This window comes from Finegoldia magna ATCC 29328 (assembly GCF_000010185.1).
In the GTDB taxonomy this organism is placed as follows: domain Bacteria; phylum Bacillota; class Clostridia; order Tissierellales; family Peptoniphilaceae; genus Finegoldia; species Finegoldia magna_H.
The window spans coordinates 226754-240984 of sequence record NC_010376.1 but is presented as its reverse complement, the minus strand read 5'-3'; the positions used below and the strand labels follow the sequence as shown (position 1 = coordinate 240984).

The window sequence follows — 14231 nt, the reverse complement described above, 5'->3', positions numbered from 1 at the left end:
CATTGAAACAAACAAAAAAAGATCGTAGCTAAATGAGTCATCTGGAAAAAATTGTGCAAAATTCAATCGAAAAAATCCGTCCAAAATTTGACCGCGTAAGCGAAGCGTGCTTCAAATTTTAGGATTTTGAGATTAGAATTTTCCAATTTTTGTAAGCCAGACGAATGTGCTACGACTTTTTTGTTCCTTCTTCCCTCTAAAACGTAGATGTCCAGCGAATTATTACGTGTGCATCGAAACAAAAGTAGATTACCAGCTTTGCTAAGAATATCATACGGAGAAAATAAGTATAAATTCAAGCGAAGTGAATCGTTAAAAAATCGCACTGTCTGAGCGTAGCGAGTTTGCGATTTTAGATTCACAAGCTTAGAATTTATTTATTTTCGTAGTCTAGATATTCGTGCAAACTGGTTTTCTACTTTTTCCTTGCTCTGAAACTACCTTTAGCAATTTTTGTAGACAGATGAGCGGTTTACGAGTTTTTGTGTTTCGTGTGAATTTAACCTACCTTAGCACCTTCACTGCATCAAAAAAGAGGTGCCCTCGCACCTCTCATTATTTTTTCAAAATCATATCGAATTTTTGTTTCAACTCCTGTGTTGATGCTGCGACATCTCCCGTTGAAAAAACCGCTGATGTCAACGACACCGAATCCACATTACTGTCGAAAATCATCCTAATATTGTTCTTGTTAATACCGCCAATCGCAGTAATTGGAACGTGAATCTTCTCGGAAATCTCCTTTAACGTGTCGATTGTAACCATCAAGAAATCATCTCCCGTGAACGTCGGAAAAATCGCCCCCACACCAATGTAATCAGCGCCAGCCTCTTGTGCCTCTAACGCTTGTTCCAAAGTGTGACAACTAATCCCAATAATCTTGTCGTCTCCGAGCATCTCCCTCGCGTATTTTATCGGCATATCCTTTTGTCCCAAATGCACTCCGTCGACATCGCATGCCTTCGCAATATCAACCCTGTCATTCACAATCAAAAGCTTGCCCATGCGTTGAGTAATTTCTTTTATCTTGAAAGCCTCTTGCATAATGCTTCTAGTGTCCATGTTTTTTTCTCTAAGTCTAACAGAATCCGCACCATTTTTCAGCGCAATCTCAATAGTCTCCGTCAAATCCCTTCCCTTGAGAGTTTGTTTGTTCGTGACCAAGTTCAACCCTAAGTTAAATTGTTTATTCATTTTTCAACTCTCCTTCAAAAAATTTGTAGAAATGATTTGTCGGCCCATTTCCCTTGCCAATATGCAAATCATGCTTGATAGCATTAGTAATGTATTCCTTGCTTGATTTTACAGCGTCATATATCGACTTTCCAAGCGCCAAATTACTGGCAATCGCACTTGAAAGCGTGCAACCAGTCCCATGAGTGTTCTTCGTGTCAATCTTTTCATTCACAAATTCGTGGAAATTCTCGCCATCATACAAAATATCAATCGCATCTCCCACATGGTGACCGCCCTTCACAAGAACGTATTTCGCTCCCATGTTACGAATAATCACAGCTGCCTTTTTCATATCATCCACACCGTCGATTTTCATTCCACTGATTCTCTCTGCCTCTGGAATATTCGGAGTTATGCACGTGCATAAGGCAATTAAATCCTCAATCAACAAATCAATCGCATCTTCTTGCATCAAACAAGCGCCGTGCTTTGCATACATCACAGGATCCAACACCACATTTTCTGGTTTGTTCTCCAATAATTTATCCCTAACACAACTCATAATCCTCTTGTTCGATAACATTCCAATCTTCACAGCGTCAGTGCCCATATCATTATAAATACAATCAATCTGATCCTTTATAATCTTATCGGGCAAATCCTCAATCGACACCACCTCAAAAGTATTCTCAGCAACCACCGAAACAATAACGCTCATCGCATACACCCCGTGTGCTGACATAGTCTTGATATCCGCTTGAATTCCCGCGCCGCCCGAACAATCAGAACCTGCAATCGTAAGAACTTTCTTCATAACTCCTCCAAATAATTTGCTGTAAATTAAATTATATACCTATAATCATTTTACTTCAACTAATCCCTGTTGTAGAGTTTCGTAATCTCAGATATTTTTTCTGCAAGTTCATCTGTAAGCCAATCTTTTTTCATTCTCCACGTCCAATTACCCAAAGTATTCGGAGTGTTAGTCCTGTAATCATCATCAAGTCCCAAGAAATCCTGCATCTGACAAATACACAAACAAGAATTTGTCATGTACGCTACCTTTATCAAAGACATTTCAACATCAGCTGAATTCACATAATTTTTAATGTATTCAAGCTCATCAGAACTTCTGCTATTTACAAATCCCCTCAACGTTTGATTGTCGTGAGTTCCAGTGTAGTAAACACAATTTTCTCCCACATTGTGCGGCAAATAATCCGACTCCTCGTTCACATCAAACGCAAATTGCATCACCTTCATGCCATTGAAACCAAATCTGTCACGCAGATTGATAACATCATCAGTAATCAAGCCCAAATCCTCGGCAACAACCCTGTCAATCAAGTTCTTTTTCTTCAAAATCTCGAAAAACTCATCGCCTTTTGCCTTAACCCAGTGCCCATTTTCAGCAGTGCTTTTCGATGCATCAATCGCCCAAAAAGCTTCAAATCCTCTAAAATGATCCAGACGAATCACATCGTACATTTTCAAATTATGATTCAACCTCTTCAACCACCAATCAAATCCAGTTTTTTCACAATAATTCCAATCATACACAGGATTTCCCCAATACTGCCCAGTTTCAGAAAATCTGTCCGGAGGAACTCCTGCGACAAGTTTCGGCGACAAATCCTCGTTCACCACAAACATATCTGGATTTTGCCACATATCGCTGCTTTCCTTCGACACATAAATCGGCAAATCGCCAAATATTTTTATCCCCAAATCATTCGCGTAATTTTTCAATTCGAAATACTGCTTGTAAAACACACATTGTACGAACACATTGTATTCAATCTCATCTTTTAACAAATTTTCGTAATAATCGACGCTTTTCTTCTTGCGGTATTTTATATCATCCGGAAAATCCAACCAAGATTTGCCATTAAAATGCTTTTTCAAAGCCTGAAACAAACAAAATCCACGAACAAGTTCACGCTCACTAAAATTTTGCGTGTCGATTATCTTCAAATCCTTGTTACGTTCAAATGCTTTTCGTAGAATCTCATTCTTTGATTTTGCAACATAATCGTAATCCACAAAATCGTCTTCGAATTTGTAGCCATGAACATCACTCTCACTCAGCAAACCATCGTCAACCAACTTGTCGATGTCGATGTACATGTAGTTTCCAGCAAAAGTTGACGGCGACAAATACGGGCTGTTTCCATCAGAACTAATCGGAACAAGTGGCAATATCTGCCAATAAGTCTGATTCGATTTCTTCAAAAACCTCACAAACTTGTACGCACTCTCTCCAAAACTTCCGATTCCATATTTAGAACTCAAACTGAACACAGGACACAAAATCCCTGCTTTTCTATTGTCATTCATATTAGCCCTTCTTATTTTGTTCACGATACATTCTCGTGTAAATCTTGCCATTTGCCAACAATTCTTCGTGCGTTCCTTTTTCTACGACAACGCCCTTGTCCAACACGTAAATGCAATCCACGTTTTTAATCGTAGACAATCTGTGCGCTATTATAAAAGTAGTCCTGTTTTGTTTCAATTTGTCGATCGCATATTGAATCACAGCTTCCGTCTGCGTATCGATGTTTGCAGTCGCCTCGTCCAAAATCAAAATCTTCGGATTGGTGATGTAACTTCTCGCAAATGCTATAAGCTGCTTTTCACCAGCAGAGAAACTTTCGCCATTGTCCTTGACTTCTTCATCAAGTCCATTTCTAAAATCTATCAACCTATCAGCGCCGATATCCCTCAACGCCTTCTCGACTTCCTCATCTGTAAAATCCTTGTCGAGCCTTATGTTACTTTTCACATCTCCCATAAAAAGCACCGGATCTTGCGGCACCAACGAAATATTCTCTCTTATAGAATCCACGCTGTAGTCGTTGAAGTTCTTGCCGTCAATTGTGATCGTACCTTTTTGTGGCTTGTAAAATCCTAATAGCAAATTAATTATCGTAGTCTTACCACTTCCAGTAAACCCAACAAATGCAACACTTTCTCCGCTTTTTATATCTAGCGACAAATCTTTAAGCACAGGTTCGTTTTCAATATACGAAAAATCCACATTTTCAAACTTAACATCGCCCTTGATATCGCCAATTTCTCGTTCTGGAAATTCCTCGACCTCAGTGTCCAGCAATTCAAACACATGCTCTGCTGCACTGAATGATTGCTCCAACGAGCCCATTCTCTGTACGCAGTTGCTGATGTACGAGAAAGTCCTAGTTGTGTATTCCATCGTCAAATACATGCTCCCCAACTTTACATCAGTATTTCCAGTCAAAACATTGTACGCGTAAAGTCCAAGTATCGTAATGTTGGCAAAGTTTCGAAGAAGTTCCGACACATTATAGCTCATCGTACCGTAAGCCTTCGTCACCATATACCCGTAATCGTACACGTTTTTCGCAGAAGTTTCATAATCCTTGCTGAAATCATCTTCCAAATTAAACGCCTTGATTATTTCGATATTGCCAATCGTCTCGTTGATTTTCGCATTCTCTTCGCTGATGTATTTTCTCATATTTGTAAATGCAAAACGTGATTTTTGCAGAAATTTCCTAAAAATATAAAACATAATTGGGAAAAACAAGCACACAATAATCCCGATTTTCGTGTCAGTTATCAGCACCATTGCAATCATGAAAATACTCACCATAATGCTGACCATAAGTTGTGCCAACACCATTTGGTAGAAACTCTTCACAGTTTTCGTGTCGTTTGTAATTCTGCTGACAACTTTTCCCGCCGGCAAATTATCGTAAAATGATATCGGCATTTTTTGAATGTGATCGTACACATCCATTTGCATCCTGCGTGCGATTTTGTTCGCAGTTTTCTCCAAATACACCGTTGAATTGTACTTCCACAACGAATCCACGAAGAAAACCGCCGCATACAAGCACAACACAAGCGCTAATTTTCTAATATTATAAACAAGTTTTTCTCCTGTAAGTAAATTGTTGATGATATACGCCAGTATTATCGGCCCGATAATCTCGAATATCGTCATCAACACCGTAAACACCATCCCTATCGCCAAGTTTTTCTTCTCGTTTAGGGAGTATTTTATTATTCTATTCGTCACACTCTTTCTCATATGCACTCTCCACTGTCTGTCTCAAATATTGCTCCTTGTACCAACCATCTTGTTTCATCAAAGAGTCGTGATTACCTCTTTCAACTATCTTGCCGTTTTCAAGCACGATAATCTCATCTGCATCCTTCACTTGACTAATCCTGTGAGTCGCGATGATATTCGTCTTGCCGGATCGAATTTTTCTGAAATTATCCAGGATATTTTTCTCCGTCGTTCCATCCACAGCGCTCATGCAGTCGTCCATAATCAAAATATCCGGATTCTTTATCAACGCCCTCGACAACGCAATCCTTTGTTTCTGACCGCCCGACAAACTAATTCCCTTTTCTCCACACAACGTATCCTTTCCATTCACAAGCTTTTCCAAATCCTTCTCAAAATCGCTCATTCGTATAGCTTCCATCAATTCTTCATCCGTTGCATCCTTGTTAGTAAGCTTGATGTTCTCGCCAATAGTCTTCGAGAAAATCATGTGGTTTTGTGGAACATATCCCATTCTTTCTCTGACTGATTCGACAGTATAATCGGTCAAGTTTTTGTCATTCAAAAGTATCTCGCCATCTTCCACATCGTAAAATCTAAGAAACTGCTTCAACAAAGTAGTCTTGCCACTTCCAGTTTTCCCCAAAACTCCCAACGTCTTGCCAGGCTCAATTGTAAAACTAATCTTCTCTAACACATTTTCCTTCGAACTCGGATACTTGAACGACAAATTTCTAAAATCAATCGTAGGACTTTCCTTCAAATCAACAGCATCAGGTTTGTTCACAATGTCTTCCTTGTAATCCCACACCTCTTGAATTCTATCCATACTCGCATCGGCTTGCTTCTTCACGCTAATAAAATCGCCCATGCCAATCATCGGCCAAATCAACAAATTCAAATAAAACATAAAACTCATCAATCTTCCCACAGTAATGCTTCCTGTTCGTATCAAATAAGTACCGTAAGAAATCGCCAACACATAAGTCATAACCTCAATCGGCTTTTGGATTGGGCCATACCATGCAATTAGTTTTGCAGTCGCCATATTCTTTTCGTACAAATCATTCGCTCTGTCTTGGAACTTCTTCCTTTGAAAATCCTTCAAATTATTTGCACGAACTACACGCACACCACTTACAGTCTCCAAAGTCTGATCGTTCATCTTATCGAACGATTTTTGCGACTCTTCAAAAGTCGTATTCAATTTGTTGCCGATTTTATTACTCACAACAACCAGTATTGGAAGTGGAAGCACACTCAACAAAGTCAACCTAAAATCTGTCGTTACAATCATAATAATTACAATTAAAATAGGATAAAAAGTCGAATCGAACAGACTCATCAGACCATATCCCGCAAAATCTCCCAATGCGTACGGATCATTTGTAGCCTTCCCCATCAAAGACCCTGTAGAATTCTTCTCAAAAAACTCCGGCGATTGCTTCAAATATTTGTTATACAACTTCGTAGTCACCAAATACCTAATCGTGTCATCGCCCCTGAACACATTCAAATTCCACACAACGCTAACCACATAACACAACACACTTGCAACCAGACAAATCCCCAAATTAATCTTCAAGTTCTCCGCAGTCACATTCTTGTTGAAAATATTGTCCGCCACATTACCAATCATGTACGGCAAAATCAACTTAAAAGCATAATCAAAAATAAGTGCGATAATTGCTATTATGTAACTTTTCTTGTAGTAATCAATAAACCACTTATACCTTTTTAACATATTTACTCCTTTACTTTTGCAATAAAAAATAGGGCTCATAAAGAGCCCCATTAGCAAATTCTATTTTTGCAATAATTTAATGATGTGTTCTCTGAAATCTTCTCCATCCATAGTAACAGCACCTGTGCCACCAAAAATATCCACAGATACCTTGAAGAAGTTCACAACTAATTTGTCTCCCAAATCATAGTATTCATCAACATGACCTGGAACGAAAATCAATTCCTTCTTGTCTGTTTCAACATCATCAAGGTTTAGATGTTTGATAGGTTGTACCATTTGATCAACCACACCCATATCTTCCATCATCCACATGTTGTTGTTCCAGAATCTTTTTTCTTCAGGACTTCCACCATTCAAAAGCTCTTTGTTTGTAATAGATGACAAAACTCTTCTTACAGCTTCCTCATCAAATTTGTCATTGTATATTAATTTCATTTCATCTCTATTAGCTACATCAATGATAAAAGATTCAGCAACCTTTTGACCTTCTGACGCTGATTGCCAGAAATATAGCATCATTTCAACTACTTCATTATTAATTTTAATGCTCATTATTCAGACCTCCTTCTTTCAAAAATTCTCTATATTAAACATTATACAACTAACTAAAATTTTTTCCAACAAAATTTTCAAAATTTTAAAACATTTTCCAATAATTCTACAAATTTTCTTTTTTCAAATCCGCATACACCTTCAACGTGTCCTCGTATCCAAGCTTCAAACCGTATCGCATCTTTTCCTTTTCAAACTCCAAAACTCTTGGAAAATCTCTGTCCCACGTTTTAATAATCGTGTATTTTGGATTTTTCTTCAATTTATTTGTCAACATATAAGGCTTCAACGACACAATCACAATCTCATCGCAGATATCATCAATCATCTTGTACGGATTATTCTCCATATATCCGCCGTCAATCAGCTTCTTCCCGTCGAGTTTTTCTTGCTTAAACACAAGCAAATTGGAACTTGCACGCAAATAATCACACAAATGACCAACTGGAATATCCTCAATAAACAAATTCAAAACCTTCCTGTTTTCAACATCAACAGTATTCAGCCCGAACTTCATCTTAGATTCACGAACTCTTTTCTCATCAATATACTTGCTCAACAAATCGTTCAACGGATCCACACTGAAACCCTTGTTATCGATAAAATCCTTCGCCAAGCCTAGCTTATCCTTAGCATTATCCAAACTTAAACTCTCTTCAAAAATAGAATTGATATCATTGTCCTTTAGGCTAATCACATCTTCATAAGAAATATTCTCCCACAATTTGTATGCAATCTCCCAATCGCCCTGACAAATCATAGCCGCATTGATAGCGCCAATCGAAGTTCCCACGACATAATCAAACGTAATGCCCATTTCCACCAACGCCTTGTAAGCTCCAATCTGATAACATCCCTTAGCGCCTCCGCCTTCCAACACTAAACCTCTCATAAAATCTCCCTCCATTAACTAAATTATATCATCAAAAATTTAATATGTGATATAATTTTTTGTGAAAGGACACGAAATGTACACACTTTTACTCATATCTGCGATACTTCTAATAATCGCAGCCACAGACAACTTCATAAGCATGTTCACAGCAACAAGCATCATCTTGTTCGTAGTCAGTGCCATTAGCCTGATATTTGCACCACATTCAAATGTAATCTTGAACATCATCATAGCAATCAACGTAATTACAGATATATTTGTCATCACAATAATATCCTACAGACTCTACCAAAAAGCAAAAGTCAAAGCCAACATCGCACTTCACTTATCGGCAAGTTTACTCTACATCGCAATGATAATAGTCAACCTGTTCAAAATATTTGACCTATACAAATACATAATAGGAATGAATTTGTATCTAAGCTTGATGGTATTGTCGCATTTACTTGGAAACCTCATAATCAAATACCAAAAATTCGACACAGATTTCGACTACATCGTAGTCCTTGGAGGATCCATGAAAGGAATCGAACTGTCTGAACTCATCAAACAAAGAATGCTCACATCATTTGCATATTACACAACCAATAAAAGCATCATGATATTTTCCGGCGGAAAATCCAACGGAGACATCGAAGAATCCGTCGCCATGAAAAACTTCGCAATAGAAAACCACATCCAAGACACAGACATCTTATTGGAAAAACTCGCCATGAACACCATGCAAAACATCGAATACGTAAAAAAACTGATCCAACAACAAGATACAGATTTTGTGGATAAAAAAATTTGCGTCATCACCAACAACTTTCACGCATTCAGAACCAAACTCATCTGCAACAAAATGAAAGTCAATTGGACAGTAATACCAACACAATCTAATTTCAACTCCAAAATCTCAACCTACCTCATAGAATTACTAGCAGCAATTTATCTCGACATCTACCTGCACATAATAATGCTCATCCTCATCACAATAATAATAGGATTAGTCGCATAATTGTAGCTATATTGTAGACATTGTCCTGATTGGAAAATCGAAATAGTGGTATAATATATATAAGAAATCGGAGGAGGATATTATGAAAAACATTAAAAAATTCGCATTATTACTTGCACTAATAGCTTCAGTATCATTATCAAGCTGCAGCAGCGAACAATCATTAAATAAACCTGATACAACAACATCAACAGCTGAAGAAAACAAAAAAGATAAGGCTGCTCAAACACAAGAAAAAGAAAACACAGACAAAAAAGAAGATAAAAAAGATGACGCCGACAAAAAAGACGACAAAAAAGACGACCAAGAACTTACAGACGATGAAAAAGCAACACTTGACGAATTCGTAGAAAGATTAGAAAAATACGAAAACGGAACAGCAGGCGCATCACTAAAAATGGATAGACTATTCACAGAAATGGTCAACAGATGTACATCACTTGAAACAAAACCAGAAAAATCTCAAGAATATCTAATGAAAAAAGTAGCCGAAGTAAAAGACAAAGAAAACTTCAAACAATCAGTAAAAGGATTAAAAGACACAATCGACTACTACAAATCCAACAAACAACAATACATCCAAGAACTAAAAGATAGTGGCGCAACATGGGACCCACAAATCAAACTAGAATCATTGGAAAATGTATTAAATAAATTTTAATAGAAATAATCAAAGAAGCTGAAAACAGCTTCTTTTTTTGTTAGAATAAAAACCTCGTCAAAATATACAAAGCAGAAAACCACAATTGCCCGAATATCTAGCTTGCGAAAATAAATAAATCCTAAGCTCATGAACCTAAAATCTCAAGTGCGAGCTTCGCTCTGGCACGAGTGAGATTTCTTAACGGTTCATTTCGCTTGGATTTATACTTATTTTCTCCAGATGATATTCTACAGCAATTGTAGTAATCTGCTTTTTTTCTCGTTTAGAGATATGTAAATCATTATTAAAATTTCAAATTCGTATCCACGATTTTCACAACATGTATCGTAAAAACCCTTAAGTAAATCCGTAAATTCCTTTAGAATAAAAGGCTTTAACTAAGCGAGTCATCTGGAAAAAATTGTGAAAACTCAATCGAAGAAATCCGGCTAAAATTTGACCGCGTAAGCGAAGCGTGCTTCAAATTTTAGGATTTCGAGATTTGTTGTTTTCCAATTTTTGGAAGCCAGACGATGCGTGTTAAACCTTTTATTCTGGTATGAAACAACGTAAATCTCGCAACAAAAACTCGTCCCTGTCGATCTACATACGAATTCTCAACCTAAATCCTGAAACAACTCACATCCTTACCTACCTAAGCACCAACCCCATACAAACGAAAATTCATTCGAAAAAATCCGTCAAAATCAGGAAGCGAAGCGCAAGCAAGCGGACTGATTTAGGATTTTGAGAGTTGAATTATCAACTTTCTCCCCCAAATCCCCATGAGGTATGATCCTTTAGAATAAAAGGCTTTAACTAAGCGAGTCATCTGGAGAAAATTGAGAAAACTCAATCGAAGAAATCCGGCCAAAATTTGACCGCTTGAGTGCGAAGCACGAGCTTCAAATTTTAGGATTTCGAGATTAGATGTTTTCCAATTTTTGGAAGCCAGACGAAGCGTGTTAAACCTTTTATTCTGGTACGCGACAAACTAATTCCTGCAAACAATCGCCTGTAAAAACCTATGATTACACGAATTCTTTTACTCCTCTATATCCTCAATATCATACCTATCCAAATCCTCATACACATACGACTGTTGAATACCACGCAAATAAACACCCCTGTCATCAACCTTGTCCGTCAAAGCATCCTTCAACAAGTGCTTAATCTCCAAAGAATTCACCGGAGACCTCTCCATAGCACTCAAATAATCAGCCCTGTCCACCATCGCCCAGTCAACGCACACATTCAAATTCTTCTTCAATATCAAATCCAGCCAAATCCTAGTCGCACGACCATTTCCTTCCCTGAAAGGATGCGCCACATTCATCTCCACATACTTCTCAATAATCTCATCAAAAGAACCCTCAGGCATCCTCTCAATAATCGCCAAATTACTCTCTAAATAGAGTAAATTTGCAAACCTGAAATTTCCCTTTGACAAATTCACATCACGAGTCTTCCCAGCAAAATCAAAAATATCCTGAAACAAAAATGCGTGAATCTCCTGCAAACCCTTGTAAGTACCAACCTCAAAATTATTAATCAAACCCTTGTCCCAAAGCTCAATAGCCCTTCTCTTAGACAAAAGCTCCTCATCAATAAAACGACCCATCAAACACCATCCATTCGTATCATTATCTTATGTATAAAAACAAATTAAAATCTTATCTTCTCATCTAGAACTGCTGCACCTTATTAATTATCCGTATAAATCCCTAAAGTTTCACAATTAGACCCCTTTAGAATAAAAGTCTTTAACTAAGCGAATCATCTGGAGAAAATCGGAAGCTAGACGAAGCGTGTTAAACCTTTTATTCTGGTTTGAAACAGAGTATCTCCTGCAACCAATCGCCTGTAAAAAACCTATGATCACACGAATTCTCTGCTCCCAATCCAGCAACCATAACTCATGTCCTTACCTACCTAAGCACCAGCCCCATACAAACGAAAATTCATTCGAAAAAATCCGTCAAAATCAGGAAGCTAAACGCAAGCAAGCGGACTGATTTAGGATTTTGAGAGTTGAATTATCAACTTTCTCCCCCAAATCCCCCATGAGGTATGAGTCCTTTAGAATAAAAGGCTTTAACTAAGCGAGTCATCTGGAAAAAATTGTGAAAACTCAATCGAAGAAATCCGGCTAAAATTTGACCGCTTGAGTGCGAAGCACGAGCTTCAAATTTTAGGATTTCGAGATTAGAGGCTTTCCAATTTTTGGAAGCCAGACGATGCGTGTTAAACCTTTTATTCTGGTATGAAACAACGTAAATCTAGCAACAAAAACCCTGTCCCTGTCTATCTACACACGAATTCTCTGCTCCTAATCTAGCAAAATAACCACGTCACAACCTATCCCAGCACACTCACATACAAACGAAAATTCATTCGAAAAAATCCGTCAAAATCAGGAAGCGAAGCGCAAGCAAGCGGACGGATTTAGGATTTTGAGAGTTGAATTATCAACTTTCTCCCCCTAATCCCACATGAGGTGTGATCCCTTTAGAATAAAAGGCTTTAACTAAGCGAGTCATCTGGAAAAAATTGTGAAAACTCAATCGAAGAAATCCTAAAATTTGACCGCTTGAGTGCGAAGCACGAGCTTCAAATTTTAGGATTTCGAGATTAGAGGCTTTCCAATTTTTGGAAGCCAGAGGAGCGAAGTTAAACCTTTTATTCTGGTATGAAACAACGTAAATCTCGCAACAAAAGCCTGTCCCTGTCTATCTACACACGAACTCTCAACCTAAATCCTGCAACAAAACCCTGTCCCTATCTATCTAACCACGAACACTCTAACTCCATCTAAAAACTAACCCCACACGAACACTCATACCTCACTACTTCCTATACTCATACCTCAACACGCCCTCTTCCCCTGGCTCCAGTTCCTCAACAACCTTCCCTTGGTAAAACACATACGCGCCACCCTTCGCCCTGTCGTCCTCATCCACGAACGAATTCACAAACAACACCGGCATCGGCACAAGCTGCGATTGTTTCTTGTAGTCCTCAAACTCATTCTTATACCAGTCAATCACCGAAAAATCCACAAACACTGGCCACAACAAAATATCCGAGTCAATCATCGAAATATAAGTATACAAATTCTCATCCCAGAAATCACCGCAAATCAACGTCGAAAAACTCACGCCGTCCATCTTGTACAAATACAACTTGCTGCCTTCTCTGTAATCGCTGCAAGCAGAAGGCTCCTTCCAGCCCGGACTCATTCTCCTGTAATTGTTAATAATCTCGCCACGTTTCGTCACAGTCATCTGCGAAGAATAAAATGCGCCATGATCATTCTCAATATATCCGAACGAAATCGCAACCTCATTCTCCCTCGCAATACTACGAATCTCCGCAATCTCATTCGAATTTTGCGTCACAGGAACACCAACATCATCTTTGTACACGAAACTCAAACACTCAAAACCTTGCAGAAAACTCTCCCCAAACACACACATGTCAGCGCCGTTTTCAGCTTCCTGTCTCGCATATTTCTCAATCTGCTTCATATTAAATACCTTATCATTCAAACGTTGCTCCACAGCACACAAACTAATCTTCATTACTCAAAAAACTCCTTTGCATAACTCAACTCACCACGAGTTTTAAAACCATCCTCGCATCTCGCCATGAAATAATCATCCTCAACATAAAAAGGACACAAAATCCCGTAGTCCCTCGCCCTCGTGAAACCAAACCTCGTGAACACATCAGGCTCTCCCATCACGCAGACAAATTTCACACCACGACTCATAACATCATCGACAGCATTTCCCACAAGCAAATCCACATTATCATCACTCATATGCTCATCGTCAATGTAGAAAATCGACAACAACAACCCATCGAACTTCCTCACACGACATTTCGTGAACATCACAATCCCACAAATCGCATCGCCGTCTTCCAATACAAACGTACAATCCTCACAGAAACTCTCCGATTTCACAATATCCGTGAACAATTTCACATCGCTCTTCTCAGAAAAACTGTACTTCATATTAGAATCTCTCAACAAATCACAACATCTGTCGTAATCATTCGCATTATATAATCTATATCTCATAAATCCCTCTTTTTCATCATTCGTTACATCAATTATATCCTAATTCACACACATTTGCCATTTTGCCCACACAAAAA

The 14231-nt window shown here is 38.3% G+C and carries 12 protein-coding genes; 2 read left to right on the top strand and 10 right to left on the bottom strand.

Annotation, left to right across the window (positions count from 1 at the left end; all coding sequences use genetic code 11):
• Positions 1 to 555 precede the first annotated feature (555 nt).
• From thiE to FMG_RS01090, 7 genes are all read right to left on the bottom strand, one after another.
• Complete coding sequence (gene thiE / locus FMG_RS01120; RefSeq protein ID WP_012290230.1) at positions 556 to 1194, bottom strand: thiamine phosphate synthase; 639 nt, start codon at positions 1192 to 1194, stop codon at positions 556 to 558.
• Complete coding sequence (thiD, locus tag FMG_RS01115; RefSeq protein ID WP_012290229.1) at positions 1187 to 1990, bottom strand: bifunctional hydroxymethylpyrimidine kinase/phosphomethylpyrimidine kinase; 804 nt, start codon at positions 1988 to 1990, stop codon at positions 1187 to 1189. Before thiD ends, thiE begins: the two co-directional genes overlap by 8 nt.
• Before the next feature lie 59 nt (positions 1991 to 2049).
• Positions 2050 to 3513: a 4-alpha-glucanotransferase gene (gene malQ / locus FMG_RS01110; protein ID WP_012290228.1), complete on the bottom strand. Its 1464-nt coding sequence runs from the start codon at positions 3511 to 3513 to the stop codon at positions 2050 to 2052.
• Between the two features lies 1 nt (position 3514).
• Positions 3515 to 5251, bottom strand: coding sequence for an ABC transporter ATP-binding protein (locus FMG_RS01105; RefSeq protein ID WP_012290227.1), 1737 nt, complete (start codon positions 5249 to 5251; stop codon positions 3515 to 3517).
• Positions 5229 to 6977, bottom strand: coding sequence for an ABC transporter ATP-binding protein (locus FMG_RS01100; RefSeq protein ID WP_012290226.1), 1749 nt, complete (start codon positions 6975 to 6977; stop codon positions 5229 to 5231). Before FMG_RS01100 ends, FMG_RS01105 begins: the two co-directional genes overlap by 23 nt.
• Before the next feature lie 60 nt (positions 6978 to 7037).
• Positions 7038 to 7532 (bottom strand): TDE2712 family protein, encoded by a 495-nt coding sequence (locus tag FMG_RS01095; RefSeq protein WP_002837489.1) that lies wholly within the window; start codon positions 7530 to 7532, stop codon positions 7038 to 7040.
• Between the two features lie 106 nt (positions 7533 to 7638).
• Positions 7639 to 8424, bottom strand: coding sequence for a patatin-like phospholipase family protein (locus tag FMG_RS01090; RefSeq protein WP_012290225.1), 786 nt, complete (start codon positions 8422 to 8424; stop codon positions 7639 to 7641).
• 76 nt (positions 8425 to 8500) lie between these two features.
• On the opposite strand from FMG_RS01090, the gene FMG_RS01085 reads away from it, so the two are divergent.
• On the top strand, positions 8501 to 9427 hold the full coding sequence (locus FMG_RS01085) for a YdcF family protein (protein ID WP_012290224.1): 927 nt from the start codon (positions 8501 to 8503) through the stop codon (positions 9425 to 9427).
• 82 nt (positions 9428 to 9509) lie between these two features.
• Positions 9510 to 10088, top strand: coding sequence for a hypothetical protein (locus FMG_RS01080; RefSeq protein WP_012290223.1), 579 nt, complete (start codon positions 9510 to 9512; stop codon positions 10086 to 10088).
• Between the two features lie 1027 nt (positions 10089 to 11115).
• On the opposite strand, the gene fic is transcribed toward FMG_RS01080, so the two are convergent.
• From fic to FMG_RS01065, 3 genes are all read right to left on the bottom strand, one after another.
• Entirely contained in the window at positions 11116 to 11691 is a 576-nt protein-coding gene (gene fic, locus FMG_RS01075; RefSeq protein WP_012290222.1) for a protein adenylyltransferase Fic, read from the bottom strand.
• Between the two features lie 1225 nt (positions 11692 to 12916).
• Positions 12917 to 13651 (bottom strand): carbon-nitrogen hydrolase family protein, encoded by a 735-nt coding sequence (locus tag FMG_RS01070; protein ID WP_012290221.1) that lies wholly within the window; start codon positions 13649 to 13651, stop codon positions 12917 to 12919.
• Positions 13651 to 14154, bottom strand: a complete 504-nt coding sequence (locus FMG_RS01065) for a GNAT family N-acetyltransferase (protein ID WP_012290220.1) — start codon at positions 14152 to 14154, stop codon at positions 13651 to 13653. Before FMG_RS01065 ends, FMG_RS01070 begins: the two co-directional genes overlap by 1 nt.
• Positions 14155 to 14231: the final 77 nt, after the last annotated feature.

Excerpts from the sequence above, each read along its gene's own strand:
- FMG_RS01100 (WP_012290226.1), bottom strand. The coding sequence starts at position 6,977 with ATGTTAAAAAGGTATAAGTGGTTTATTGATTACTACAAGAAAAGTTAC.
- FMG_RS01085 (WP_012290224.1), top strand. The coding sequence starts at position 8,501 with ATGTACACACTTTTACTCATATCTGCGATACTTCTAATAATCGCAGCC.
- FMG_RS01070 (WP_012290221.1), bottom strand. The coding sequence starts at position 13,651 with ATGAAGATTAGTTTGTGTGCTGTGGAGCAACGTTTGAATGATAAGGTA.
- thiE (WP_012290230.1), bottom strand. The coding sequence starts at position 1,194 with ATGAATAAACAATTTAACTTAGGGTTGAACTTGGTCACGAACAAACAA.
- fic (WP_012290222.1), bottom strand. The coding sequence starts at position 11,691 with ATGGGTCGTTTTATTGATGAGGAGCTTTTGTCTAAGAGAAGGGCTATT.
- FMG_RS01105 (WP_012290227.1), bottom strand. The coding sequence starts at position 5,251 with ATGAGAAAGAGTGTGACGAATAGAATAATAAAATACTCCCTAAACGAG.
- FMG_RS01080 (WP_012290223.1), top strand. The coding sequence starts at position 9,510 with ATGAAAAACATTAAAAAATTCGCATTATTACTTGCACTAATAGCTTCA.
- FMG_RS01065 (WP_012290220.1), bottom strand. The coding sequence starts at position 14,154 with ATGAGATATAGATTATATAATGCGAATGATTACGACAGATGTTGTGAT.
- thiD (WP_012290229.1), bottom strand. The coding sequence starts at position 1,990 with ATGAAGAAAGTTCTTACGATTGCAGGTTCTGATTGTTCGGGCGGCGCG.
- FMG_RS01095 (WP_002837489.1), bottom strand. The coding sequence starts at position 7,532 with ATGAGCATTAAAATTAATAATGAAGTAGTTGAAATGATGCTATATTTC.
- malQ (WP_012290228.1), bottom strand. The coding sequence starts at position 3,513 with ATGAATGACAATAGAAAAGCAGGGATTTTGTGTCCTGTGTTCAGTTTG.
- FMG_RS01090 (WP_012290225.1), bottom strand. The coding sequence starts at position 8,424 with ATGAGAGGTTTAGTGTTGGAAGGCGGAGGCGCTAAGGGATGTTATCAG.